General features: G+C 59.3%; 21 protein-coding genes. 12 read left to right on the top strand and 9 right to left on the bottom strand.

Translation table 11 applies throughout. The features are described 5' to 3' along the window. Nucleotides 1–8 precede the first annotated feature (8 nt). On the bottom strand, nucleotides 9–701 hold the full coding sequence (locus HMPREF2820_RS10830; protein WP_141751987.1) for a hypothetical protein: 693 nt from the start codon (nucleotides 699–701) through the stop codon (nucleotides 9–11). Nucleotides 702–897: 196 nt separating this feature from the next. On the opposite strand from HMPREF2820_RS10830, the gene HMPREF2820_RS06920 reads away from it, so the two are divergent. Next, nucleotides 898–2,124 carry a M20 family metallopeptidase gene (locus HMPREF2820_RS06920; RefSeq protein ID WP_016422154.1) on the top strand — a complete coding sequence of 409 codons (1,227 nt, stop codon included), beginning with the start codon at nucleotides 898–900 and terminating at the stop codon, nucleotides 2,122–2,124. Nucleotides 2,125–2,199: 75 nt separating this feature from the next. Then, the gene (locus HMPREF2820_RS06915; protein ID WP_016422155.1) at nucleotides 2,200–3,609 is read left to right on the top strand and encodes an NAD(P)H-quinone dehydrogenase; all 1,410 of its coding nucleotides are present in this window, start codon (nucleotides 2,200–2,202) and stop codon (nucleotides 3,607–3,609) included. A gap of 96 nt (nucleotides 3,610–3,705) precedes the next feature. Here the strand turns inward: HMPREF2820_RS06915 and HMPREF2820_RS06910 are convergent, their stop codons facing one another. From HMPREF2820_RS06910 to pgi, 5 genes are all read right to left on the bottom strand, one after another. Then, nucleotides 3,706–3,984 (bottom strand): mycoredoxin, encoded by a 279-nt coding sequence (locus HMPREF2820_RS06910; RefSeq protein WP_070603498.1) that lies wholly within the window; start codon nucleotides 3,982–3,984, stop codon nucleotides 3,706–3,708. Nucleotides 3,985–4,084: 100 nt separating this feature from the next. Continuing rightward, nucleotides 4,085–4,615 carry a dihydrofolate reductase gene (locus HMPREF2820_RS06905; protein WP_070603496.1) on the bottom strand — a complete coding sequence of 177 codons (531 nt, stop codon included), beginning with the start codon at nucleotides 4,613–4,615 and terminating at the stop codon, nucleotides 4,085–4,087. Nucleotides 4,616–4,638: 23 nt separating this feature from the next. Beyond that, nucleotides 4,639–5,475 carry a thymidylate synthase gene (locus HMPREF2820_RS06900; protein ID WP_069359434.1) on the bottom strand — a complete coding sequence of 279 codons (837 nt, stop codon included), beginning with the start codon at nucleotides 5,473–5,475 and terminating at the stop codon, nucleotides 4,639–4,641. Between the two features lie 16 nt (nucleotides 5,476–5,491). Then, on the bottom strand, nucleotides 5,492–6,247 hold the full coding sequence (locus HMPREF2820_RS06895; protein ID WP_070603494.1) for a 3'(2'),5'-bisphosphate nucleotidase CysQ: 756 nt from the start codon (nucleotides 6,245–6,247) through the stop codon (nucleotides 5,492–5,494). Nucleotides 6,248–6,415: 168 nt separating this feature from the next. Further along, a complete protein-coding gene (pgi, locus tag HMPREF2820_RS06890; protein ID WP_070545722.1) occupies nucleotides 6,416–8,053 on the bottom strand; it encodes a glucose-6-phosphate isomerase in 1,638 nt (545 codons plus the stop codon). A gap of 224 nt (nucleotides 8,054–8,277) precedes the next feature. Here pgi and HMPREF2820_RS06885 point away from each other — a divergent pair, with 224 nt between their 5' ends. Continuing rightward, entirely contained in the window at nucleotides 8,278–9,759 is a 1,482-nt protein-coding gene (locus HMPREF2820_RS06885) for an NAD-dependent succinate-semialdehyde dehydrogenase (RefSeq protein ID WP_070603492.1), read from the top strand. Between the two features lie 22 nt (nucleotides 9,760–9,781). Here the strand turns inward: HMPREF2820_RS06885 and HMPREF2820_RS06880 are convergent, their stop codons facing one another. Beyond that, nucleotides 9,782–10,156 (bottom strand): chorismate mutase, encoded by a 375-nt coding sequence (locus HMPREF2820_RS06880; RefSeq protein ID WP_038627823.1) that lies wholly within the window; start codon nucleotides 10,154–10,156, stop codon nucleotides 9,782–9,784. 65 nt (nucleotides 10,157–10,221) lie between these two features. On the opposite strand from HMPREF2820_RS06880, the gene HMPREF2820_RS06875 reads away from it, so the two are divergent. Then, entirely contained in the window at nucleotides 10,222–12,921 is a 2,700-nt protein-coding gene (locus tag HMPREF2820_RS06875) for a UvrD-helicase domain-containing protein (RefSeq protein WP_070603490.1), read from the top strand. Nucleotides 12,922–12,988: 67 nt separating this feature from the next. Here HMPREF2820_RS06875 and HMPREF2820_RS06870 read toward each other — a convergent pair whose 3' ends face one another. Together HMPREF2820_RS06870 and HMPREF2820_RS06865 are read right to left on the bottom strand one after the other, a co-directional pair. Then, nucleotides 12,989–13,480 (bottom strand): hotdog fold domain-containing protein, encoded by a 492-nt coding sequence (locus HMPREF2820_RS06870; RefSeq protein ID WP_049190290.1) that lies wholly within the window; start codon nucleotides 13,478–13,480, stop codon nucleotides 12,989–12,991. A gap of 152 nt (nucleotides 13,481–13,632) precedes the next feature. Further along, nucleotides 13,633–14,340 carry a M23 family metallopeptidase gene (locus tag HMPREF2820_RS06865; protein WP_083300229.1) on the bottom strand — a complete coding sequence of 236 codons (708 nt, stop codon included), beginning with the start codon at nucleotides 14,338–14,340 and terminating at the stop codon, nucleotides 13,633–13,635. Between the two features lie 529 nt (nucleotides 14,341–14,869). On the opposite strand from HMPREF2820_RS06865, the gene HMPREF2820_RS06860 reads away from it, so the two are divergent. From HMPREF2820_RS06860 to HMPREF2820_RS06825, 8 genes are all read left to right on the top strand, one after another. Further along, nucleotides 14,870–16,690, top strand: a complete 1,821-nt coding sequence (locus HMPREF2820_RS06860; protein ID WP_070603488.1) for a cell division protein PerM — start codon at nucleotides 14,870–14,872, stop codon at nucleotides 16,688–16,690. Between the two features lie 57 nt (nucleotides 16,691–16,747). After that, complete coding sequence (gene purN / locus HMPREF2820_RS06855) at nucleotides 16,748–17,401, top strand: phosphoribosylglycinamide formyltransferase (RefSeq protein ID WP_070603487.1); 654 nt, start codon at nucleotides 16,748–16,750, stop codon at nucleotides 17,399–17,401. Next, nucleotides 17,398–18,945 (top strand): bifunctional phosphoribosylaminoimidazolecarboxamide formyltransferase/IMP cyclohydrolase, encoded by a 1,548-nt coding sequence (gene purH, locus HMPREF2820_RS06850; protein WP_016422167.1) that lies wholly within the window; start codon nucleotides 17,398–17,400, stop codon nucleotides 18,943–18,945. The genes purN and purH overlap by 4 nt, the downstream gene beginning before the upstream one ends. A gap of 199 nt (nucleotides 18,946–19,144) precedes the next feature. After that, nucleotides 19,145–19,738, top strand: coding sequence for a TetR/AcrR family transcriptional regulator (locus HMPREF2820_RS06845; RefSeq protein ID WP_070603485.1), 594 nt, complete (start codon nucleotides 19,145–19,147; stop codon nucleotides 19,736–19,738). A 306-nt stretch (nucleotides 19,739–20,044) separates the two neighbouring features. Then, nucleotides 20,045–21,625: a carboxyl transferase domain-containing protein gene (locus tag HMPREF2820_RS06840; protein ID WP_070603483.1), complete on the top strand. Its 1,581-nt coding sequence runs from the start codon at nucleotides 20,045–20,047 to the stop codon at nucleotides 21,623–21,625. A gap of 53 nt (nucleotides 21,626–21,678) precedes the next feature. Next, nucleotides 21,679–23,772: an acetyl-CoA carboxylase biotin carboxylase subunit gene (locus tag HMPREF2820_RS06835; protein WP_070438505.1), complete on the top strand. Its 2,094-nt coding sequence runs from the start codon at nucleotides 21,679–21,681 to the stop codon at nucleotides 23,770–23,772. Nucleotides 23,773–23,851: 79 nt separating this feature from the next. Then, nucleotides 23,852–25,021 carry an acyl-CoA dehydrogenase family protein gene (locus tag HMPREF2820_RS06830; protein ID WP_070603481.1) on the top strand — a complete coding sequence of 390 codons (1,170 nt, stop codon included), beginning with the start codon at nucleotides 23,852–23,854 and terminating at the stop codon, nucleotides 25,019–25,021. Nucleotides 25,022–25,023: 2 nt separating this feature from the next. Beyond that, nucleotides 25,024–25,566 (top strand): MaoC family dehydratase, encoded by a 543-nt coding sequence (locus tag HMPREF2820_RS06825; RefSeq protein ID WP_070603479.1) that lies wholly within the window; start codon nucleotides 25,024–25,026, stop codon nucleotides 25,564–25,566. The last annotated feature ends 7 nt before the right edge of the window (nucleotides 25,567–25,573 follow it).

Genomic DNA, 25,573 nt, shown 5'->3' with positions numbered 1-25,573 from the left:
TTGATCTCTTAGGCAGTGCCCCAGGCTTCTGCGGCGTATTTTTTGACGACCTCGTTGTCTTTGGTCACAAGAACTCCGTCGGGGGACATCTGGTACTTGTACGAGCCGTTTTGTGCAACAACGCGGTCGCCCTCATCGACGATGATGTCCATCGATCCGGACCCCTGTGGTGTATCGGAGCGGTAGTACTTCTCGCCGGAGCGCGTCTCACAAGCAGCAGCCTTAATTCCCTGTTCAGCGGCGATAACAGCAAAGGCGCGGTCACCGTTGTCGCAGCGTGCGGAGCTGCCCACGAAGCCCAGGCCGTCCAGGTCGGAGCGTCCAGTGCCGAAGTCTTGTCCCTCCGGAGCTGATGTCGGCTCGGAGCTCGTCGTCGTGGATGACGAAGACGTGGTGCTTGGCGTCGACGACGAGGACGATGTCGACGTGCTTGACGTGCTTGACGTGCTTGACGACGTCTCGGAGGACTTCGACGTAGTTGTCGTCGTGGTGGTCGTCTTGCTTGTAGAAGTCGAACTCGTCGAGGACGGCGGTGTCGAACTGGATGACGTCGGCTGCGAGGAGGAGGGAACCTCCGGGCGCTGGGGCTCATCACTATTGTTCAGCGACAGGCCAATGGCGATGCCGATGACGACCACGAGTGCGGTGGCCACGATGATGATGGGGATGCTGAGAGACTTAGGTGTGCCATTGCCGGACATGCCTATTATCATCGCAGACTTCCTCAAAATGTGAAACATCTGATAATTGAAGAGGCTAAAGTTAAAGAAGTGGCTCCTGGTCATGTGTACGTCTGGCGCTGATATTCAAACGCTTGCCGGCCACTGCTGTCGCTGGCGCAGTCGTCGGTAGGCCTCTTGTTACGTCCTGCCGGTGGAGCGCTTACACTGGAGAGTTGTGATTGAGGAGTTTATTAAGCACTGGTGGGCCGAGCACGCGAACGAGATTCTTGAGTGGCGGCGGCATCTTCATGCGCACCCAGAGCTATCTCACATGGAGCACGCCACCACGGCTTTTGTGGAGGAGAAGCTGCGTGCTGCAGGGCTGAAACCAGTGCTGTTTCCCAACACCGGCCTGATGGTCGACATTGGTGAAGACGAACTCGCCGGTAGCGAAGCCGGAGGTGAACTCCCGGGACGTCTCGCTTTCCGCGGTGATATCGACGCGCTTCCAATTACAGAGAGCACGGGGCTGGAGTTTGCCAGCACCAATGACGGTGTCATGCATGCCTGCGGGCATGATTTCCACACCGCGATCACGCTCGCGACGGCACTGGCTATGGCTGAGTACCACGAAAAGCACACGTTGCCGACGCCGCTGCGTTTCATTTTCCAACCCGCCGAGGAGGTCATGGTTGGCGGTGCACCCGAGGTTATCGCTGCCGGTGCGCTCAATGGCGTTGAGCGTATTTTTGCCGTCCATTGTGAGCCGAAGCTGCGCGTAGGTCACGTCGGCGTTCGAACAGGTGCCATCACCTCTGCGGCCGACACGCTGGAGATTCAGGTGCATGGCCCGGGCGGGCATACCTCCCGTCCGCAGATGACAGCCGATGTTGTCTATGCACTGGGCAAATTGATTGTCGATTTGCCCGGATTACTGTCGCGACGCGTCGACCCGCGCACCGGCACCGTGCTCACGTTCGGTTCCGTGCACTCCGGGTATGCGCACAACGCGATTCCGTCGGAAGGCAGCGTCAGCGGCACCCTGCGCACCGCGGACATCAAGACCTGGCGCGACATCGATCCACTGGTCCGCGAACTCATTGAACAAGTCCTCGCTCCGACCGGCGCCGAGTGCACCATCAATTACGAGCGTGGCGTGCCGCCTGTGCTTAACGACGAATACTGCACCGCCCTGATTGCGGAAGCAGTGCGACGAGTGGACGAGAATGCTGTCATTCAGGCCCCACAGTCGTCCGGTGGCGAGGATTTCGGTTGGTATCTCGAGCACGTCCCGGGCGCGATGGCCCGCTTGGGCTGCTGGTCCGGTCGCGGAGACAAGCACGATTTGCACCGAGATGACCTAATCGTGGACGAGCGTTGCCTGGGCGTTGGTGTGAAACTCTTCGCTGGCATTGTTGCTCGCTACGAGGACGGCGCGCAGTCAACCATGACTGTCCGTTAGACTATGGGGGCAAAGCGGGGAAAATGCCTCCCGCGGTAATTACAGTGTGATATCCACGGCAACTTTGGAGGATTTGTGGCACAGAGGATCGTAATCATTGGCGGCGGCCCAGCCGGCTACGAAGCAGCGCTGGTTGGTGCCAAGTACGGTGCTGAAGTCACTGTGGTTGAGGATGCCGGGATGGGCGGTTCTTCCGTCCTGTGGGATTGCGTTCCCTCTAAGGCCTTCATCGCGGCGACGGGCGTTCGTACCGATATGCGCCGTGCGGACGAGATGGGTCTGCGTCCGGACTTCTCCCAGCGCAAAATCGACTTCACTGCGGTCAACGAGCGCGTTAAGCGCCTGGCACAGCAGCAGTCCGACGATGTTCGCGCGCAGATGGAGCGTGAGGGCATCAAGATGCTGCAGGGCCGTGGTCGTCTCGATGACCACGACCCGGGCCGTGTAACTCACTACGTCACCGTTGACTTGCTCGAGGGCGGCGAGGTCACTCTTGAAGCCGACCTGGTGCTGGTCAGCACCGGTGCGTCCCCGCGCATTCTGCCGGGTGCGATTCCTGATGGTGACCGTATTCTGACCTGGCGTCAGGTCTACGAACTGGAGGAGCTGCCGGAGCACCTCATTGTGGTCGGTTCCGGTGTGACTGGTGCTGAGTTCGTATCCTCGTTCACCGAGCTGGGTGTGAAGGTCACCATGGTCGCCTCGCGTGATCGCATCCTGCCGCACGAGGATGCCGACGCTGCAGATGCCCTAGAGGAAGTCCTACTGGAGCGCGGTGTGGACGTTGTTAAGAACGCCCGCTGTGATCTTGTCGAACGCACGGAGGACGGCGGCGTTCGCGTCGTCACTTCCGACGGCCGTGAGGTCTTCGGTTCCCACGCGTTGATGACCGTCGGTTCGATTCCGAACACCGCGGATATGGGACTGGAAGCCAGCGGCGTAAAACTGACTCCGTCTGGCCATATTCACGTTGACCGTGTTTCCCGTACCAACGTGCCGGGTATCTACGCTGCCGGTGACTGCACTGACTTGTTCCCGCTGGCTTCCGTTGCAGCTATGCAGGGCCGTATTGCGATGTACCACGCCCTCGGTGAAGGCGTATCTCCGATTCGCCTGCGCACTGTTTCATCGGCAGTGTTCACCCGCCCGGAGATTGCGACTGTCGGTGTTTCCCAGGCTCAGATTGAGTCCGGTGAGGTCTCCGCTCGCGTTGAGGTTTTCCCACTGGCAGGTAACCCGCGTGCGAAGATGCGCTCGCTGCGCCACGGTTTTGTCAAGCTGTTCTGCCGTAAGAACTCCGGCATGATTATCGGTGGTGTGGTGGTCGCTCCCACCGCCTCGGAGCTGATTCTGCCAATTGCGGTATGTGTTTCCAACCAGCTCACCGTCGATGACCTGGCAAGCTCCTTCTCTGTCTACCCGTCACTGTCTGGCTCGATTACTGAGGCTGCTCGTCAGCTGATGGCACACGACGATCTGGACTAATGCTGGTATCGCGACTGGCAGCATGACCGGTCGCGCGTGAACGTAAAAAGCCGAACCCGAAAGTGGGGTTCGGCTTTTTAATTACTTAGCTTTTAACTACTTGCCGGAGAGTTCAGCGTACTTAGCGGTGACTTCCTCAACCGACGGATTCGTGGCGTGCACACCATCGGAGTACAGCACGGTCGGAACAACGCGGTTGCCATCATTGACGGACTCAACCCACTTCGAAAGGTCGTCGTGCTTTTCGACATCCCAGGCCTCAAACGGAGTGCCGTTTTCCTTCAGGCCAGCAATAAGGTTCTGGCAGAAAGGACACCAGGCTGCAGCGTAAATGGTCACGTGTTCGGTGGTCTGTGGAGTCTTCACATCAGTCATACTTAGGTCAACGCGCGGACCAAGGCCGATATTCCATTGCGCAATACTTTCGCCGGGCAGTAGTCACGCCTCAGAGCTTTGCTGGACAGGCTTCCAAGCGCTAATCCTCTAGACGCCGCCACGTGCAGAAGCGGTAGCGTAGGCCGGTCGTTGACGTCTGCCACGGGCCATCCTCGACGCGAACCCAGTCGTAGAGGTCGGGAGCCATGACTGGTACCGGGACGCTGACATCAGTATCAATGTCGGTGACCACGCATTCGTCGGCAAGCGAAAGTGCATCGCGATAGACACGCCCGCCTCCGATAATCCAAGCCGCGGGCGCGTCGGCGACGGCTGCGAGCGCGGCTTCGAGGCTGGTTGCGGACTCGGCGCCGGGGAAATCGGACACGGAGCGTGAAAGGACGATGTTTCGACGACCGGGGAGTGGTCGGAACTTGGGATTCAGCGAGTCCCACGTGCGACGCCCCATGATGACCGGTGCGCCCATCGTCGTTGTTTTGAAATGCTGAAGATCTTCAGGCAGATGCCAGGGCATAGTCGCACCGTCGCCGATAATGCCGGCCCGAGACTGCGCCCAAATCATCCCTACAAATGGGGGCCTTGCGCTGGTGGAAGCGGTGGACTCGTTCATGTCGACACTCACCTTTCGCTGACTTAGACAGCCACCTGACCGCGAATCAGAGGATGCGGGTCGTAGCCGATGACCTCAATGTCCTCGTAAGCGTAGTCGAAAATGCTGTCGGCCTTCCGAAGCTTCAGCGTGGGGTAGGGGCGTGGCTCACGGGAAACCTGCAGTTCGCACTGTTCAATGTGGTTGTCGTAGATGTGGCAATCACCACCGGTCCAGATGAACTCACCAACATCCAAGCCCGCCTGCTGCGCCATCATGTGCGTCAACAGTGCATAGGAAGCGATGTTAAATGGCACGCCTAGGAACATGTCCGCGCTGCGCTGGTAGAGCTGGCAGCTGAGCTTGCCATCCGCGACGTAGAACTGGAACAGCAGATGGCACGGCGGCAGCGCCATATTGGAAATCTCGGAGACATTCCAGGCGCTGACGATGTTGCGGCGGCTATCCGGGTTGGACTTCAAAGCCTCCAGCGCCTGTGCAATCTGGTCGATGTGGTGCCCATCTGGAGTGGGCCAGGAGCGCCACTGTACGCCATAGACTGGGCCGAGGTCGCCGTTGTCGTCTGCCCACTCATCCCAAATAGTCACCCCATGATCCTGGAGCCACCGGACGTTTGAATCGCCGCGGAGGAACCACAGCAGCTCGTACACGATGGACTTCAGGTGCACCTTCTTAGTGGTGATCAGTGGGAAGCCCTCGCTCAGATCAAAGCGCAGCTGGCGGCCGAACACTGAGCGAGTGCCCGTGCCAGTGCGGTCTGATTTAGCTGCTCCGTCAGCGAGAATTTCGCGCAGCAAATCCTCGTACGGAGTCTTAATGCCCTGATGAGCCTGTGTCGTGATGTCAGTGGAGTCGGTCATAGCCGCCCTAGCTTACCTACTTCTGCTCTTGATCCTTGAATTCCTTTACCAGTGCCAGAATCTCCTCCGACAGGTCCGGTCGGCAGAACAGCATATCCGGCAGGAAAGTATCGACATTATTGTAGGTCGGCGCGGAGCCGTCTAGGCGGCTGACATGCAAACCGGCGGACTTAGCGACACCAACCGGCGCTGCCGAATCCCACTCGTACTGACCACCGTCGTGGATGTAGGCGTCGTAGTCACCGAGCAGTACGTGCATTGCCTTCGCACCAGCGGAGCCCATCTCTACCAGCTCCATGCCCAGCTTGTCAGCGACGTACTTCGCCACAGCCGGTGGGCGAGTACGCGATACGACAATCTTGCCCGCACGCGGCCCCTGGACAGCCTTGGCCTCACCCGTGTGGAAAACCTGGCCGTGATCCGGCAGACCAACAGCAGCGTGGGTCGGCTGACCGTCCTCTACCAGAGCGACATGAACTGCCCAGTCCTGGCGGCCCGAAGCGAACTCACGCGTGCCATCGAGTGGGTCAATAATCCACACCCGCTTTGAGTCCAGGCGCTCACGGTTATCCGCGGCTTCCTCCGACAGCAGTCCGTCGTCCGGACGGTGCTGCTCCAGTACGCGGGCAATCCACTCCTGTGCCAGTGCGTCGCCGGCATCTCCCAGAATGCGGCCACGCAGCAGGCCTACGTTGCGGACACCCTTGAGAATTTCACTGGCGCCCACGGCAAGTCGATAGGCAAGAACATCATCTTCAATGTAGGCAGACATGACTTAGATACTATTAGCTTTTTCCCAACCCCGCTTTGCGACGGGATGCCGCGCCCCATCCTCACCGCAACCGAGTGGCCATACAAATAACAAAAGTCCGCCCGCAGCGAGAATCAGTTCAAGCCGAGGGCGGACTGTTAGTTATCTAGGCCAGTTGGCCAGAAGACGTTAGCGCTTGTCGCGGTACCAGGTCAGCAGCGCATCGGTGGAGGCATCGCCCGAATCCGGTGCAACTTCACCGGTAACAGCAGGCAGTAGGTCGCCAGCCTGCTGCTTGCCCAGCTCGACGCCCCACTGGTCGAAGGAGTTCAGGCCCCAAACAATGCCCTCGACGAAGGTGATGTGCTCGTAGAGTGCAATCAGCGCACCGACAGCGTCCGGGGTCAGTTCCTCGGCCATGATGGTCGTGGTCGGACGGTTACCTGGCATGACCTTGTGCTCTACGAGTTCCTCGGCAACGCCCTCTGCGCGAATTTCTTCTGCGGTCTTACCGAAGGCCAGCACCTTGGTCTGTGCGAAGAAGTTACTCATCAGTAGGTCGTGCATAGAACCTTCGCCGGAAGCCGTCGGCAGATCCTGGCGTGGACGGGCAAAGCCGATGAAGTCAGCCGGAACTAGGCGAGTTCCCTGGTGAAGGAGCTGGAAGAAAGCGTGCTGGCCGTTCGTTCCCGGCTCACCCCAGAAGATTTCTCCGGTGTTGTAGTCCACCCTCTTGCCGTCGGTACGCACGGACTTACCGTTCGATTCCATGGTGAGCTGCTGAAGGTACGCCGGGAAGCGAGAGAGATCTTCAGAGTAGGGCAGCACGGCATGCGACTGAGCGTCGAGGAAGTTTGAGTACCAGACATTCAGCATGCCCATCAGTACCGGCACGTTCTGCTCCAGCGGAGCGTTGAGGAAGTGCTCATCCATTGCGCGGAAGCCCTGCAGGAAGCGCATGAAGTCCATCGGACCAACGACGGCCATGATGGACAGGCCGATGGCGGAGTCGACGGAGTAGCGGCCGCCGACCCAGTCCCAGAAGCCAAACATGTTCTCAGTGTCGATGCCGAATTCGGCGACCTTTTCGGCATTCGTGGAAACGGCGACGAAGTGCTTGGCGACGGCATCTTCGCTACCCAGCTGCTGGATAAGCCAGCGGCGAGCTGCGTGAGCGTTGGAGAGCGTCTCCTGCGTGGTGAAGGTCTTGGAAGCGACGATAAACAGCGTGGACTCCGGATCGACCTCATCCAGAACCGCATGTAGATCAGATGGGTCAACGTTAGAGACAAAGCGGGCATCAATGCCGGCAGTGGCGTAGGTGCGCAGCGCCTTGGTCACCATTGCCGGGCCCAAGTCGGAGCCACCGATGCCGATGTTGACCACAGTCTTAATAGTGTGACCCGTGTATCCCAGCCAGTCTCCACTGCGGAGGCTGCGAGCAAAGTCGCGCATGCGGCCGAGCACCTCATGCACGTCGGCAGCAACATCCTGGTCGCCGACGGTCAGATTTTCCTCTGCTGGCAGGCGCAGCGCTGTGTGCAGCACGGAGCGGTTTTCAGTGGTGTTGATCTTGTCACCGCGGAACATCTTCTCGCGTGCTTCTTCGATGCCAGCGGCGCGAGCGAGCTCAACCAGCTCGGCAAAACCGTCGAGGCACATCAAGTTCTTGGAAAGGTCAACGTGGAGAGTGCCCGCATCGAAAGTCAGCTTCTCAGTGCGGCCATCTTCATTGGCGAAAAGCTCACGCAGCGAGGTGGCGCGAACATTGTCCACGCGCTTAGCCAGCTGAGCCCACTGTTCGGTTGCGGTGATATCTACAGTCATTCCTGCTCCCAGGTGAGTTTTGACGAAATGCACTTTATACCTCCCCAGACTAGTTGCGTTTTGGCGCTCTCGCCGGGCGACAGTATTCGATCAGGCGTGACCACAATCTGCTGGCAGCTCGATTCCGCGGTGCCTATGCTCCGCCTATGCGCCGACCATCCGTCGACTATCCGCCACCTACGAGTCCCTAGCCCGCTTCAGCAAAGGCACCTACCCTGGAAAATATGACTGATTTCACCCCTGATTACGACAACATCCTCAAAGATGTCCCCACAGGCCTTCTCCTCGGCGGCGAGTTCCGTCCCGCGTCGAATGGTGAGACCTTCGATGTCGTTAACCCCGCGACAGATAAGCCGCTGGTCCAGGTCGCCTCCGCCACAGAGGAGGACGCCAGGCAGGCGCTTGACGACGCCGTCGCAGCCCAGAAGGAGTGGAAGGTAACCCCGCCCCGCAAGCGCAGCGAGATTCTTTACCGCGCTTTTGAACTCATCCGTCGGGATGCAGACAAGTTGGCCCAGCTGCAGTCCCTGGAGATGGGCCGTGCGTTGCCGGATTCCAAGGCTGAGGTCGGCTACGGTGGCGAGTTTTTTCGTTGGTTCGCTGAGGAGGCCGTGCGTATCTCCGGCGATTACCGAATTTCTCCGAGCGGAACCTCGCGCGTCGCGGTGATTAAGCAGCCGGTCGGCCCGGCTTTGGCTATTACGCCGTGGAATTTCCCGCTGGCTATGGGTACCCGCAAGATCGCCCCGGCACTCGCCGCCGGCTGCCCGGTCATTATTAAGCCGGCGTCCAAAACTCCGCTGACCATGCTCTACCTGGGCAAACTGCTTATCGAAGCCGGTGTCCCCGCAGGCGTAATCTCCGTGCTGCCAACAGGACACTCAGCCAACGTTTCGGCCCTGCTTTCCGATGACCGCCTGCGCAAGTTCACCTTCACCGGTTCCACCGAAGTTGGCCAGATGCTCGCTGCGAAGGCCGCGGAAACTTCGATGAAAGTTTCCCTTGAGCTCGGCGGGAATGCTCCGTTTGTCATTCTCTCTGATGGTGATGTTGATAAGGCTGTGCAGGCAGTCAGTGACGCCAAGCTCCGCAATGGCGGCCAGGTGTGTATCGCCCCGAATCGCTTTATTGTTCATGAATCCAAGAAGGATGCGTTCGTCGAAGGCGTCGTCAAGCGTTTTGCGGAGCTGAAGTTGGGCGAGGGTACCGATCCGGCGACGGACCTTGGGCCACTCGCGCTGCGTGATCAACAGGAAAAGGTTCGTGATCTGGTTGACGATGCGGTCAAGCGCGGTGCGAAGGTAGAGTGCGGCGGCAAGATCCCAGATCTCGGCGGCGCGCTTTCCGGCGGCTACTTCTTCGAGCCCACAGTTCTGACTGATGTGCCCGAGGATGCGGATATTGTCCGCGAAGAGATTTTCGGTCCGGTGGTTGCAGTGACAACCTTCACGGACGATGAGCACGCGATTGAGCAGGCAAATGACACGATCTTTGGTCTGGCGGCGTATGTGTTCAGTGAGAACCTGACCAAGGCACTTGGTGCGGCAGAGGCATTGGAGTCCGGCATGGTTGCGGTCAATAAAGGCTCGCTGTCGGACCCGTCGGCGCCGTTCGGTGGTGTCAAGCAGTCCGGCCTTGGACGTGAGGGCGGCTTCACCGGTATTGATGAGTTCCTAGAGGAAAAGCTGATTTCCCTGGAAGGCTAGCCGGACAGGTAGTTGGCGAGGGTTAGCCCAGGCGACCGCGTCCCATGCGCAGCAGAGCCGATGCGATCGCTGGGCCCTCTGGGCCAAGGGCGTCACGGAACTCGTTGATGATCTGCACCTCTCGGCCGTGCACGAGACGCGTGCCGCCAGATCCCAGGCGGGTTTTGCCGACGGCCTTACTGATTGCGGTGCGGCGTTGAATGGCATCGATAATCAGCCCGTCAAGGCGGTTGATTTCCTTGCGGTACTGTTCGATCTCCGCGGAGCTCAACGGGTCATCGGTGCCGGTGGGGGTGCGGACTTCAAAAGGGGATACTGCCGCAGCCTGTTGGCTGTGCTCAGCGCCGTTGGTGTTGTCGGTGTGTGCGGCGGGAGTGTCCGCAGGGTTTTCGCTCATAGTTCTTATTGTGCCAAAGGATTCGAACAGTCCAATCCGGGGGCTCGGCTACTGTAGTAGCCATCATGGGAAATGAAACTGGAATGTTGTTCGGGTCCTTCAATGCTGACGATGGCCGTCGTGGTGATAGCCATGGTGGTTCGAACCACGGTGAGTCGGGCGGTGCTACGCCTGGCCGTGGTGGGTTCGGCCACTTCGCCGGCGCTGGTAGCAATAGTGCGCCGAGTGGCGCTGCCAGCTTTGGCGGCGGTTTTGGCGGTGGCTTCGAGCCCAGTTTTGATTCAGAGTCGCTGTTAGAGGGGCTTAATCCGCAGCAGCGCCAAGCAGTGGAGCACATTGGCTCACCACTGTTGATTGTGGCTGGAGCGGGTTCGGGAAAGACGTCTGTGCTGACGCGCAGGATTGCATACCTGATCGGTGCGCGTGGGGTCCTGCCAAGCCAAATTTTGGCTATTACCTTTACCAATAAGGCCGCAGCCGAGATGCGCGAGCGTGTGGCGGGACTGGTCGGTGACCAGGCGCGGCGTATGTGGGTGTCCACGTTCCACTCCATGTGTGTGCGCATACTGCGCATGCAGCATGCGCTAGTACCGGGGCTTAATTCCAATTTCTCTATTTATGATTCGGACGACTCCCGGCGTTTGCTGTCCATGATCGCTAAGGACATGGACCTGGATGCCAAGAAGTTCACGGGCCGCGTGCTCTCGTCGCGTATCTCCAATCTCAAGAATGAGTTGATTGACCCGGAGAAGGCCCTCGCGGATGCCTCGACGACGCGCAATCCTTTTGATGATGTTGTTGCACGGGTTTACCTGGAGTACCAGACCAGGCTGCGGGCGGCTAATGCCGTGGACTTTGACGATCTAATCGGTGAGGTCGTTCGGATTTTCACCAATCACCCGCAGGTTGCAGAGTATTACCGTCGCCGCTTCCGGCATGTGTTGGTGGATGAGTACCAGGACACCAACCATGCGCAGTATGTTTTGGTCTCGACGCTCGTCGGCAAACCCGGTGGAGATGTGCCTCCGAGTGAGCTGTGTGTGGTGGGCGATTCGGACCAGTCCATTTATGCCTTCCGTGGTGCGACTATTCGAAATATTGAAGAGTTTGAAAAGGACTATCCCGAGGCCACGTCGATTCTGCTGGAGCAAAACTATCGCTCGACGCAGACGATTCTGTCGGCGGCCAATGCGTTGATTGCGCGGAATGAGAATCGCCGGGAGAAGAAGCTGTGGACCGATCTCGGTGAGGGCGGCAAGATCAAGGGCTACGTAGCGGACAATGAGCACGATGAAGCTCGGTTTATCGCTAACGAGATTGAGCAATTGGTCGACTACGGGCCGTACTCGTATTCGGATGTGGCGATTTTCTACCGCACCAATAATTCCTCTCGTGCGCTAGAGGATGTCTTCATTCGTATGGGCGTGCCGTACACGGTGGTTGGTGGCACCAGGTTTTATGAGCGTAAGGAAGTACGCGATATTGTCGCCTACCTGCGCGTTATCGAGAACTTCGACGATGATGTTTCGCTGCGTCGCATTATCAATACGCCGCGCCGCGGAATCGGTGACCGTGCGGTGGCGCATGTGTCTCTCTATGCCGAGGACGAGAGATGCTCGTTCGGCACGGCGCTACGTGCCGTAGCGGAGGGCAAGGTTCCGGCGGTGGCGGCGCGGAGTCGAAACGCGATGGCGGCGTTCGTCGAGATGATTGATGGCTTGGCGGCGGATATGGCATCCGGTGAACTGGCCGATATCGGTGATCTGGTCAACGCGATTATTGATCGCAGTGGGTACAAGTCGGAGCTCGAGCGCTCCAATGATCCGCAAGATGCCACGCGCCTGGACAACCTCAATGAGCTCGTCAGCGTTGCGCGGGAGTTCTCTGCAGAGGCGCGGATGATGTCATCGGTGGATATTAGCGCTGATGTAAATGAAGGCTCTGGCGCTGCAGCTGATGCTGAAAGCGGTACTGATACTAGTGGCGAGTCCGAGGTGGAATCTGGAATCGCGAATGACCTCGCGCGTGATTTCGCGGCCGACTTCGACAACGATGGGGAAGCGGTACCGGGAAGTCTGCAGGCATTCCTCGAGCGAGTTTCTCTGGTCGCCGATGCGGACCAGATTCCGGATGATGACACGGGTGTAGTGACACTGATGACGTTACATACGGCCAAGGGCCTGGAGTTTCCGGTGGTATTTCTCATTGGCTGGGAAGACGGACTGTTCCCGCACCTGCGCGCCCTGGGCGATCCGAAGGAGCTGGCTGAAGAGCGACGTCTGGCCTATGTGGGTATTACCCGAGCTCGCAAGCAGCTGTATCTCACGCGCGCTGTGACTCGGTCCTCGTGGGGGTCGCCGCAGAATAATCCGCCTTCACGTTTCCTGGGGGAAGTCCCAAGCGACCTGATCGATTGGCTGCGCGAGGCTCCGGCTCGAAGCTGGGGCTCCGGTTCTGGTGGTTTCGGCTCTGGTGGCTACGGCGCAGGCAGCGCGTTTGGTCGTGGCCATGGTGCCTCGTCGGGCTTCGGTTCCAGCTCGGGCTTCGGCTCTGGTGGATCCTCTAACTCTGGTGCGTCATCCCGAAAGAAGAATCAGGTCTTGCACCTAGAGCCCGGTGACAAGGTTGTTCACGACAAGTACGGCTTAGGCACTGTGCTTGAGGTCCAAGGGGCCGCGCCCCGGGCAACTGTGATGATTGACTTTGGATCCGCAGGTAAGGTCCGCATGATGCTTATCGGCGGCGTGCCCATGGAGAAGTTGTAAAAGAACAACCACCGCCCGATTGGCCGTCCCTACCTGCGGCCGTGCACGTGCCACTATCGCGTGGAGGCTACTTAGGCTTCTTCGCCGTCACCCAGCAGTTGATGGTGGCATCTTGCACTTCGGTGCCGTTGGCATCGGTCAGCACGATGTGGACGGGAAAATCTACCCCGCCAGTCTCCGGTGTGATGGTGGAGAAGTCCGGCAACTCAGCCTTGGCCACAGCCGTCAGACCACCAACGGAGATGCGCTTGTAGTTCGTCGTCATGCCCTTTGGAACCCAGCGATGCGTTGTCGGTACGCTGGCCTCACAGAGCATGCCCATCGCGAACTCAGCGAGGTTACACGCAGCAATCGCATGCACGGACTTAATGTGATTACGCACGCCCCACCAAGCGGGCATATGCGCTACCGCCAGTCCAGGCTGCATCGTCTCTAACTTGGGGCAGATCGTGCGGAAATATGGCGCCGTCAATGCGGCGGCTAAGGAAAATAAACGCTTGCCGACGACCGGAGTCGCAGCCAACTTCTTCCACATGCGGAATGTTTGAGTCTCTGCCATGTGTCAAGAGTAAAGCCCCAGTACCGGCGGTGATGTCGGTTTCTGAAAAATTAATCAGACGAGGCTTGCAGCCGCAGTCAAACAGGGGGACAGTGCACAAGTAGAGCCCTCGCAGAGCGGCCAGGCCTGCTCGTATTTGTGCCGATACCTGATTAGTTCAGGTTCAGACCACGCTCGATGAACCAGGTCACCGGGTCGACCGGGGTGGTGCCATCCGGGTGAATCTCGAAGTGGAGATGCGTACCGGTGGAGAAGCCACGGTTACCCATACCAGCAATGACCTGGCCAGCTCGGACAGCTTCGCCGACAGCAACGTAGATGGACTCAATGTGGCCGTAGACGGAAACAGAGCCGTCGTCATGGCGAACGCGGATCCACTGACCGTAGCCCTGAGCCGGGCCTGCATCGATAACAGTGCCGTCCATGACGGACATGATTGGGGTGTTGGTGACGTTAGCCAGGTCGACACCATAGTGGAAAGTGCCCCAGCGCGAACCGAACGGTGAGGTCAGCAGCCCCACGGTCGGGATGGAGAGCTTCGGAGCGCGGGCAGCCTGGTCGCGAGCAACGCGCTCCTGGTTGTACTGCAACGCCGTAGCGAGGTGGTCGCTGAGGTTAGTGCTCGGATTGAAGGAGCTGGAGGCCAGCACCATCGGAGCATTGTTCTTCGGCTGAGCAGCGCGGGTCTGAGTCGAAGCTGAGTTCTCCGGAGCCTTATTCTCGGTCTCAGCTGCGTGGGCGACCGCGTTGGAAGAAGCAATCGTCGATGCGGACAGCGCGACCAGTGCTGCGCGAGAAGTTGCGGAAACCTCTACCTTGCGGTGCTTTCCGCCTCCGCGACGAGCATTGAAAAACGTCACTTCAATCTCCCTGCCAACGAAACTCTTTGTAACCCAACTGTTATCTAACTTCTGCGATAATAACGGTTCGATATAGGGCAAGCAACTCATATTTAGAGAACTTGTTCACTAATTTGTCAGTTTCAGTTCAATAGAGCCGTGCTGCGACCGTGGGGCTGTTGTCTTGTATCGCGGATCCGGTGAAGCGCAACCGGTGTGTTGCCAGGGGCTTTATGGCGGATGCCCCTTAATCGAGGGGGCGGGTAGGGAGGGCGGCAAGTAGTTTCCGGGTGAACTAAGGGTGTGGTAGCGGGGGTGACAAAAGGTAACCCATCGACGTTGACAAATGGAAACCAACGGCGAAGCCACTTTGGGGGGACAGCGGAGGAGATCGGACTCAACGGATACCGTCCGTCCTGGGATCCGTACCTTCAAATTAGACTCTGCAATGCCTAAACAAAGAGGCGTTGTATGTATGGCACTATATGGCCATGGCTGTGACGCACCCTTGCGTGGCACCCTATCTATATAGGTGGGCAATCAGCTGTCAATGATTAGAAGCGGGAAGGACGATGTCACTGTGAAAGGCGCGGATTCGCGGAGAGGTTCCTCCGGTAGCGATCGAAATCGGCGAAGCCGCACCGGTGCCGGTGGCAGCGGCGGTGGTTCCCGTAGCGTCCGCAGTGAGCACAGTGAGCGCACTGCCCGCGCATGGCAGAACACGCAGGCCGGTCGGACTGGCGGTGCGCGCAGCGTCGGTGCCGACAGCAATCGAGGCGCCACGACGAAGATGAAAGCGGGGGGCTCCGGAACGTCGTCACGCAAGGGGCGCCCCTCGGGGTTCCGTCGTTTCATTAACTCGCCTCGTACACGCCGGTTTGGGCTGTCTGTTGCCGGTTCTTACGGCGTCGTATTGCTGTTCATCATCTCGGTAGCTCTGATTGGCGTCATCGTCAGCGGCGCTGGAATGTCTCCGCTTCCAGCGAGTATCGCGTCGCTGTGGATGATGTTTAACCTTGCCCCGTTCCGCTTTAACGGCACGACGCTGGGGCTCACGCCGGCGCTACCCGCAGTGCTGATGGTGGCATTCATCGCTTGGCGGGTGCGCCGCGAGGTCGCTGACCGCATCAGCATCAAGGATGTGCGCGCGTTGGTCGGCGCGTATCTGGGCACGCCCATTGTTCTCACCATCATCGCGTGGCTCATGCTTTACGACGCGTCGAAGGTGTTTCCCCGCGTTCAGACCCCTAGTTTCGGCCTTGCGATTGCAGCCGCGCTGCTTGTAAATCTCGTGGCCTTGGTGCTGGGAATGGGGCAGCGGTTGCTGCGTGCACTACTGCTGCGCCGGAAGCTGCCGGAGTGGTTGCTCGGGTCGGCCCGTCTGGCGGGCAGCTACGTGGCATGGCTGTGGCTGGCCGGTGTTGTGGTGACACTCGTTTCGCTGATTTGGCATCGAGAGTTGCTGGCAGAGACATTTGCAATCACGGATACCGTCGGTGAAAGTGTTGCGGTCAGCGGCCTCTCGCTGCTGTACCTGCCGAACGTGGCCTTCGGTGCTGTCGGTGTGCTGGTGGGCGGAAAATCGACGTTTGGGCCAGCGGAGGCTGGGCTGTTCGCAGTGCACCCGGCTCAGCTGCCACCGCTGCCGATTTTGGCTGCCATGCCTCAGTCGCTGGTGCACTGGGCTTTCGGAGTGCTGATTGTGCTACCGCCAGCCGTTGCGGCTTGGCGCGTCGTGGCATTCCTGAAGAAATCTGCACCGAAGCAGCCCTACCTGGTCGTCGTTCTCGCTGCCGTGTGGTCGATCATCTTCCTCATGGGGCTGGCTTGGCTGCTCGGCGGTGAGGTTGGCATCTTTGGGTGGGCCGGTGCCTCCTGGTGGCTGACTGGACTGCTCGGCTCGATGTGGCTGCTTGTTCCGGGGGCCATCGTGGTTGTTGCGATGACCGGTGTGCCGTCACTTGGTAGGGACAAGGGAGTCTCGGAAGTGGCCGCAGAAAAGTTCCCGCCGAAGCCTGCGGGAGATGGAAACGGTCATGCTGAGGCTGAGGATGCCGGCGATACCGACAAGTCCGACAATGACGCGGACGGTTCGGAGGAGTCGGAGGAGATTGTCGACGGGGAAGTCGTAGCGACCTCCGAAGACGAAGCCGAGTCCGACACAGAGGAGGAATCAGAGTCCGGTGCTGAGTCTGAAGACACTTCAGAAGACGCTGAGGAATCGGACGACTCTGAAGAGGATTCGGAAAGCGCCGCAGGCGGAGAAGAGTCGAGCGAAGTAGATGCGACCGACGAGGACGAATCCGATGAGGACACCGAAGACTCGGAGGAGGGCGGCGACGGGGAACCGTCGTCAAGCGAAAAGAGCTAAGCCAACTTAGGGGGAGCGGAATTTGGGGTCTCTGCCGGGCTGGGTAAGCTAAACGCCGTGACTGAAGCACAGCCCGTCGCAGAAATTTCGCACAATAATTCCTCCAGCAAGCAGCTCCGCATCGTAGTCCTGGCCTCTGGCCTGGGCTCCCTTTTGCAGTCGATGCTGGAACTGTTGGACGCTGAAAAGGTTCAGATTGTCTCGGTTGGTTCGGACAAGGATTGTCCGGCGCTGGAGAGGGCTCAAAACCTCAATATCCCAACTTTTCGGGTGCCTTTCGATGCTGAGGCAAAGAAGGACCGAGAAGGTTGGGATATTCGTGTTTTAGAGGCCGTGAACAGTTTTTCGCCGGATATCGTTGTCTCGGCGGGTTTCATGCGCATTCTGGGGCCATCATTTGTGGAGGCCTACAGCAATCGCATCATTAATACGCACCCAGCGCTGCTGCCGTCCTTCCCAGGGGCGCGTGCGGTACCGGATGCACTTGACTACGGGGTGAAGGTCACCGGCACGACCGTGCATATCGTTGATAATGGAGTGGACACCGGGCCGATTCTGGCGCAACAGCCAGTGGCCGTCGAGGACGACGACACGGTGGAGACCCTGCACGAACGAATCAAGGTTGTCGAACGCCGACTCCTGGTTGATGTATTGCACTCGATTGCCGATCACGGAATTGAGCGTGACGGACGAAAGGCTTATCTGAAATGACCAACGACAACACGCAGCGTAAACCGATCAAGCGCGCTCTGATTAGCGTCTACGACAAGACTGGGCTCGAGGAGCTGGCTCGCGACCTGCACGAGGCTGGCGTGGAAATCGTTTCCACCGGTTCTACGGCTGGCAAGATTGCTGCAGCTGGCGTGCCTGTGACCCCGGTTGAGGATCTCACTGGTTTCCCGGAGTGCCTCGAGGGCCGCGTGAAGACGCTGCACCCGCGTGTTCACGCCGGCATTCTGGCTGATACCCGCAAGGAAGACCACCTGGCTCAGCTGAAGGAGCTCGGTGTGGAGGCTTTCCAGCTCGTTGTCGTTAACCTGTACCCGTTCCGGGAGACCGTTGCCTCGGGCGCTTCCTACGACGAATGCGTGGAGCAGATCGACATTGGAGGCCCGTCGATGGTTCGCGCTGCGGCGAAGAACCACCCGTCGGTTGCCATCGTCGTCGACCCGGCTCGTTACGGCGATGTCGCTACCGCCGTGAAGGAAGGCGGCTTCACCCTCGAGCAGCGCCGTGAGTTCGCTCGCGACGCATTCCTGCACACCGCTGATTACGACGCAGCTGTGTCTAATTGGTTTGTTGAGCAGCTCGGTGGCGCTGAGGGATCCACTCCGACTCCGCTGCGCTACGGCGAGAACTCTCACCAGTCGGCAACTCTGACCCGCATTGGTACCAAGGGGCTGGCAAACGCCAAGCAGCTGAACGGCAAGGAGATGTCGTACAACAACTACCAGGATGCCGACGCCGCATGGCGTGCCGCCTGGGATCACGAGCGCCCGTGTGTGGCAATCATCAAGCACGCTAACCCGTGCGGCATCGCAGTCTCGGATGAGTCCATCGCCGCAGCTCACCGCGCAGCTCACGCATGTGACCCGATGTCCGCATTCGGCGGTGTCATTGCCGTCAACCGCGAGGTCTCCGTTGAGATGGCCGAACAGGTCAAGGACATCTTCACCGAGGTCATCGTCGCTCCGTCCTACGAAGACGGTGCCGTTGAGGTGCTGAAGGCCAAGAAGAATCTGCGTATTCTCGTCGCCGAGTACGAAGCACCGACCACCGAGAACAAGTTTATCTCGGGTGGTCTGCTCACCCAGGATCCGGATACTTACCAGGCAGAGGGTGATAAGCCGGAGAACTGGGAGCTGGCCACCGGCGAGGCATTGAACGCCGAAGAGCTGGCTGAGCTCGAATTCGCATGGCGCTCCGTCCGCGCTGTGAAGTCCAACGCCATTCTGCTGTCCAAGAACAACGCCACCGTCGGCGTCGGCATGGGCCAGGTCAACCGTGTGGACTCCGCAAAGCTCGCCGTTGAGCGCGCAAATACGCTTGCCGACGGAGAAAACCGTACCCAGGGGGCCTACGCTGCGTCCGATGCCTTCTTCCCGTTCGCTGACGGCCTGCAGGTCCTGATTGATGCCGGTGTGAAGGCAGTTGTCCAGCCAGGTGGCTCCATCCGTGATGAAGAGGTCATCGCTGCTGCCAAGGAAGCTGGCGTCACCATGTACATGACTGGTACTCGCCACTTCTTCCACTAATTCCTTATTGGGTTAAGGGCTAACCGCCGAGGTGCTAACTGTCACCTCGGCGGTTTTTCTCTAATCGGAAGTGAGCGGAGATGGAGCCGAGGATGCGTGTCTGTTGTCGAGCCGTGGTCTATGTGAACACTCGCTGAGGGCTGGCGCTGGTGAGAATTATGCAGACGAAATGGCTTCAATGCGTTTAACATAAGGGCTTATGTCACGTAGAACCGAAGCGCGACGGCGTCGAGAAGCAGAGATTCTCTCCGCTGCTGCTGCGATCCTGGCCGACCGGGGGTTTCATCAGACTCGGTTGGAGGATGTTGGCTCCGCTGTCGGCATTTCTGGCCCAGCTCTTTACCGCTACTTCAGCGGCAAGGAAGAGTTGTTGGCGCAGATCCTCATCGATATTTCTATCCGGCTTGTCGATGGTGCGCGAGCAGTTCTCGATCGAGCAAAGAGCAATGATTGGGGTCCAGAGGAGACGCTTCGGGGACTCCTTTCGCATCACGTGCATTTTGCCGTCACGGAGCCCGATCGTATTCGCGTCCAAGAGCGCGAAGGGGGAAATCTAGCGCCAGAGCAGAGCGCAAAAGTGCGTTCCTTGCAGCGTCTTTACATGGTCTTATGGGTGGACGCTCTGCGTGAACTACAGCCCGAACTCACCTCCGACGAGGCGCAGCTTAAAGTCCAGCTCACCGCTGGGTTGATTAACTCTTCCAGACATGTGCTCAAATGGGCGGGTCCCGAGGCGACAAGGGATAATGCCTTTGAGATGGCCCTTGCTGCGCTGGGCATTAACAACCAATAATCCGTATTTATTCTTGTGCCGTCTGGCCTCACTGTGCTCAGCAGTGTGAGGTCAGGCGGTTTTATTGTGTGGAGCGGTCGGTCTTATCCAAGTGAATTTACCCCCGAAACAGATTTCTAGGACAAACTTAAATCTCTATTGGAAACATGTTGTGACCTCAGGGAGGGGTGTGTACTTCAAGCTGTCTGAAAGGCATCCGGGGGTAAAAGTATGACCTAGGAAACAAAACTTGTTGTGAAGTGACTGTGGTCACATTAACCTTTCCGTCAAGAAAGTTAATAGTCATTAACGGAAAGTATTTCGCCCATGACTCACGCCCCAGCATTGACCAACCGACAGCGCCACGAAGAGCTCGTCGCAGAGCTCAAAGAGTTGCTCAGCACGACAGCACGCGGTGGTTCCGAACGTGCCCGTGCTCGCCATATTTCCCGCGGTAAGCTGCTGCCACGTCAGCGCATCAACCAACTGCTTGACCCCGGCAGCCCTTTCCTTGAGGTCGCACCTCTAGCGGCCCACGAAATGTATGGCGGCAAGGTTCCGGCTGCTGGCGTCATCGCCGGCATTGGCATCATCGAAGGTCGTCGCTGCCTGGTTGTAGCCAATGACGCAACCGTTTCCGGCGGAACGTACTACCCGTTGACTGTCAAGAAGCACCTGCGCGCACAGGAGATTGCCAGCCTTAACCACTTGCCGTGCATTTACCTGGTCGACTCCGGCGGGGCCATGCTTCTCAACCAGGATGAAGTTTTCCCTGATCGCGATCATTTCGGTCGCATTTTCTACAACCAGGCCAACCTCTCCGCTCGCGGGATTCCGCAGATTGCCGCCGTGATGGGATCCTGTACCGCCGGGGGCGCATACGTGCCGGCGATGAGCGATGAAGCGGTCATTGTGAAAAACCAGGGCACCATCTTCCTGGCAGGCCCACCACTGGTTAAGGCTGCAACTGGTGAAGATGTCACACCAGAGGAACTCGGTGGCGGCGAACTGCACTCCAAGACCTCCGGCGTTACTGACCATCTCGCAGTTAACGATGCCGACGCACTGCGTCGTGTCCGCGATATCGTCGCAACGCTCCCCAAGGACCCGGAAGTTCCGTGGGACACAGAGCCCACCGTCGCGCCGACTCGCAACCAGACCGATCTTTACGATGTCGTCCCCGTCGATGCCAAAGTGCCTTACGACGTTCACGAGGTCATTGAAATTATTGTGGATGGAGGCCAATACCAGGAGTTCAAGGCCGAATTTGGTACGACCCTGGTCACTACTTTTGCCCGCATTCACGGGCACCGCGTCGGCATTATCGCCAACAACGGCATTCTCTTCGCGGAATCTGCACAGAAGGGCGCGCACTTCATCGAGCTGTGTGATCAGCGCGGCATCCCACTGGTATTCCTGCAGAACACCACGGGCTTCATGGTTGGTCGCGAATACGAGGCCGGCGGTATTGCAAAGCACGGCGCCAAGATGGTCAACGCCGTGGCTACCACCCGCGTGCCCAAGTTCACTGTAGTCATCGGTGGCGCCTTCGGCGCCGGCAACTACTCCATGTGCGGTCGCGCATATTCGCCGCGCTTCCTTTGGATGTGGCCGAATGCTCGCATTTCCGTCATGGGCGGTCCACAGGCGGCGATGACGCTTTCGACGGTTCGTCGCAACCAGATTGAACGCTCAGGTGAGAGCTGGTCGCAGGAAGAGCAGGAGGAGTTTGAAACTCCGATTCGCGAGCAGTTTGAGCGTCAGTCGCACTGCTATTACTCATCGGCTCGCCTGTGGGATGACGGTGTCATCGACCCCGCAGATACCCGCCGAATTCTTGGCATGGCCCTCGACGTGGCAAGTGGTGCACCCCTGGATGAACGGGGCTTCGGCGTCTTCCGCATGTAGTAACCAGCTAAAAACTCTCGACACCGCATTTTCTGAAAGGAAACACAGGGCACATGACAGCGCACAACACGCAGCCCCACGCAGCTGGCGGCAGCCTGAGTACCGTATTGGTCGCAAACCGTGGGGAGATTGCCTGCCGCATTATCCGAACCCTTCGTGACAACGGAATTCGCTCCGTCGCGGTCTACTCGGATGCCGATGCCGACGCCCCTCACGTACGCATGGCGGATATGGCCATCCACATTGGCCCATCTCCGGCACGCGAGTCCTACCTGGTCATCGACAAGATTATCGATGCCGCTCGCCGCTGCGACGCGGACGGAATCCACCCCGGTTACGGCTTTCTCTCTGAAAACGCTGACTTCGCGACCGCCTGTGAGGAAGCAGGTATTGAATTCATCGGCCCACCGGCCAGCGCCATCAACACCATGGGTGACAAAATCTCCGCCCGCGCTGCCGTCGAAGCCCGCGATGTTCCCACCGTGCCGGGTCTGTCTCGCCCAGGGCTTAGCGACGAGGACCTCATTGAGGCAGCCCCATCGATTGGCTTCCCAGTTCTGATTAAGCCATCGGCAGGCGGTGGCGGTAAGGGTATGCACCGCGTGGAAAACGCTGCTGACCTGCCGGCAGCGCTCGCAACGGCTCGTCGTGAAGCGGCGGGTGCCTTCGGCGATGACTCCCTGTTCATCGAGCACTTCGTCGACACCCCGCGGCATATCGAGGTACAGATCCTCGCAGACAAACACGGCAATGTGATCCACCTGGGCGAGCGTGAGTGCTCGCTGCAACGACGCCATCAGAAGGTCATCGAGGAAGCGCCGAGCCCCCTGCTGGATGAGGAAACGCGCAGCGCAATCGGTGAAGCGGCCTGCGACGCGGCCCGCTCGGTCGGCTATGTCGGCGCGGGCACGGTGGAGTTTATTGTGCCGGCGAAGGACCCGTCGTCGTTCTTCTTCATGGAGATGAACACGCGCCTCCAGGTCGAGCATCCAGTAACTGAGCAGGTCACCGGCCTGGATCTGGTGGCACTGCAGGTTGACATTGCCTCGGGACGACCACTGCCGGTTGCTCAGGAAGATGTAACTCTCACCGGTCACTCGATTGAAGCTCGCGTGTATGCCGAAGACCCAGCGGCGGGATTCTTGCCCACCGGTGGCACGGTCACACGTGTCGTCGAGCCGAGTGGGGCGGGAATCCGGGTGGATTCCGGCATTGTCGACGGTTCCGAGGTCTCATCCCTCTATGACCCGATGTTGATGAAGATCATCTCCCATGGGGAAAACCGTGAGCAGGCGCGCGAGCGGCTGGACCGGGCGCTCGGAGACACCGTTGTCGCAGGTGTCGGTGTCAATATCGACTTTTGTCGCTACCTGCTGAACGTCCCCGAGGTTCGCGTCGGCGATCTTGATACCGGTCTGCTCGACCGTGTGGCGGAAGGCTTCGCCACCTCCGAAACACCGGACGATGTCTACCTCGCCGCTGCGATGGACTGGCTGACTTCTCGCTTTGAAGAGGCCACCGACTCGCCGTGGCTGACCCCGGACGGCTGGCGCGCCAGTACCCCTGCCGCGCAGCGCATCCGCTTCGGAACGGGGGAGGACTCGCGTCTGATCTCGATTGTGGGCACGCCGTCGAGCGCCGACGTCATCGTCGGTGATGTGGTCGCGGGCCTGTCCGCCGAGGCGGAGAACGAAGAGATCGACGTTCCAGAACCGCGAAACTACAAGGTTTCGGTCTATCGGGATGGGGAACATCTGCGCATCGTCCGCGACGGTGTCGCACAGCACTTCCTGGTCGAGACCATCGACAATGCGGGGGCTGCGAACCATGAAGAATACGTCGTCGCCGGCGCTCACGGCACGTGGGTGCTGCCTCGCACCGAGGTAGTCACCACCGGAGCCGAAGCCGATGCCGGAGGCTCGGGAGTCATCCAAGCTCCGATGCCCGGCGCGATTATCGCGTTGGCGGTGGAGGAGGGAACCCGCGTCGAAGTTGGTGATGCTCTGTTGGTCATGGAGGCCATGAAGATGGAGCACACTCTCACCGCTGAAATTGCGGGTGAGGTCAGCTTCACCGTCGCGCCGGGCGATCAGGTCACCGGTGACCAGCAACTGGCGGTCATCACTGTGGCCGAAGCCGAGGAATAAAAACCCACACGAAACGCACCAACCAGGTCTAACGCCAATCAAGTCCCACACCTACAAAATCTTTTAAGGAGCACTCATCATGTCCGAAAGCACCAAGATTGCAACCGCCATCCTCGACGACGAATACGTGGAACTGCAGAAAGTAGTTCGCGAATTTGCCAACGAAGTTGTCGACCCGGTTTCCGCCGAGCACGACCGCAACCACACTTTCCCGTACGAGGTTGTCTCGCAGATGGGCGAAATGGGCCTGTTCGGTCTGCCATTCCCCGAGGAAGTCGGTGGCATGGGCGGTGACTACCTGTCCTTCGGTATCGCCCTGGAGGAGCTGGCTAAAGTCGATCAGTCGGTCGCTATCACCCTGGAAGCCGGCGTTGGTTTGGGCGCCATGCCAATCTTCCACTTCGGCAATGACAGGCAGAAGGAGACCTACCTGCCCGAGCTGACTGCTGGTAAGAAGCTCGCTGGCTTTGGTCTCACCGAGCCGGATGCAGGTTCCGACGCCGGCGCCACCCGCACCACAGCCCGTGAAGACGGCGATGATTTCGTCATCAACGGCGCCAAGCAGTTCATCACCAACTCCGGCACGGATATTACTTCGCTGGTTACTGTCACCGCAGTCACCGGCCAGAAGGAAGATGGCAAGAAGGAGATTTCTACCATCATCGTGCCGAGTGGCACGGAGGGCTTTGTCGCGGAACCGGCTTACGACAAGGTCGGTTGGAATGCCTCCGACACCCACCCACTGACCTTCACCGATGTTCGCGTCCCGCAGGAGAACCTGCTGGGCACCCGTGGTCGCGGCTTCGCTAACTTCCTGTCCATCTTGGCCGAGGGGCGTGTCGCAATCGCAGCGCTTGCCACCGGTGCTGCGCAGGGTTGTGTTGATGAGTCGGTTCGCTACGCCAAGGAGCGCCACTCCATGGGCCGTGCGATTGGTGAGTACCAGGCCGTTTCCTTCAAGATCGCACGAATGGAAGCGCGTGCGCATGCCGCACGGATGGCGTGGTACGACGCAGCCGCAAAGATGGCCGCGGGCGCAGAGTTCCGTCGTGAAGCGTACATCGCCAAGATGATTGCCTCCGAGGCTGCGATGGACAACGCGCGCGACGCGACGCAGATTTTCGGCGGCTACGGATTCATGAACGAGTACCGCGTGGCACGCCACTACCGCGACTCCAAGATCCTGGAGATCGGCGAGGGCACCACAGAAGTGCAGCTCATGCTGATCGCGCGTGGATTGGGGCTGTAAAAATGGCTGACAACAACGCAACCGACGTCACCCGCGACGTCGTGCAGCGCGGACTGTGGTTCGAAGAGTACGAGGTTGGCGCGCGTTACCTGCACCGTCCGGGGCGAACCGTCACTGAAACCGATGACGTCCTCTTCACGACGCTGACCATGAACACCCAGCCATTGCATCTGGATGCGCACTGGTCGAGCCAGCAGCCGGGATTCGGAGGCGAGCGCCTGGTCAATTCGATGTGGACGCTGTCGACGGTTGTCGGGCTGTCTGTCGGGCAGCTCACGCTCGGCACCATCGTCGCCAACCTCGGCTTTACCGAAGTGGCGTTTCCCGCACCGATGTTCCACGGCGACACCCTGTACGCAGAGACCGTCTGCCGTAACAAACGCCTGTCCAAGTCCCGCCCCAACCAGGGCATTGTCGAGCTCGAGCACATCGGACGCAACCAGGACGGCACCGTCGTCTGCCGCGCAGTCCGTTCCACGCTCGTCCAATGCGCACCGATTTCGCTTGACGACGGCTCCGAGAACGCAGCTTCAGCGGGGAAGTGAGTGACCC

It is taken from the genome of Corynebacterium sp. HMSC064E08, from assembly GCF_001811805.1.
In the GTDB taxonomy this organism is placed as follows: Bacteria; Actinomycetota; Actinomycetes; order Mycobacteriales; family Mycobacteriaceae; genus Corynebacterium; species Corynebacterium jeikeium_D.
The sequence above is the reverse complement of the archived record's forward strand: the minus strand, read 5'-3'. Positions and strand labels throughout refer to the sequence as shown.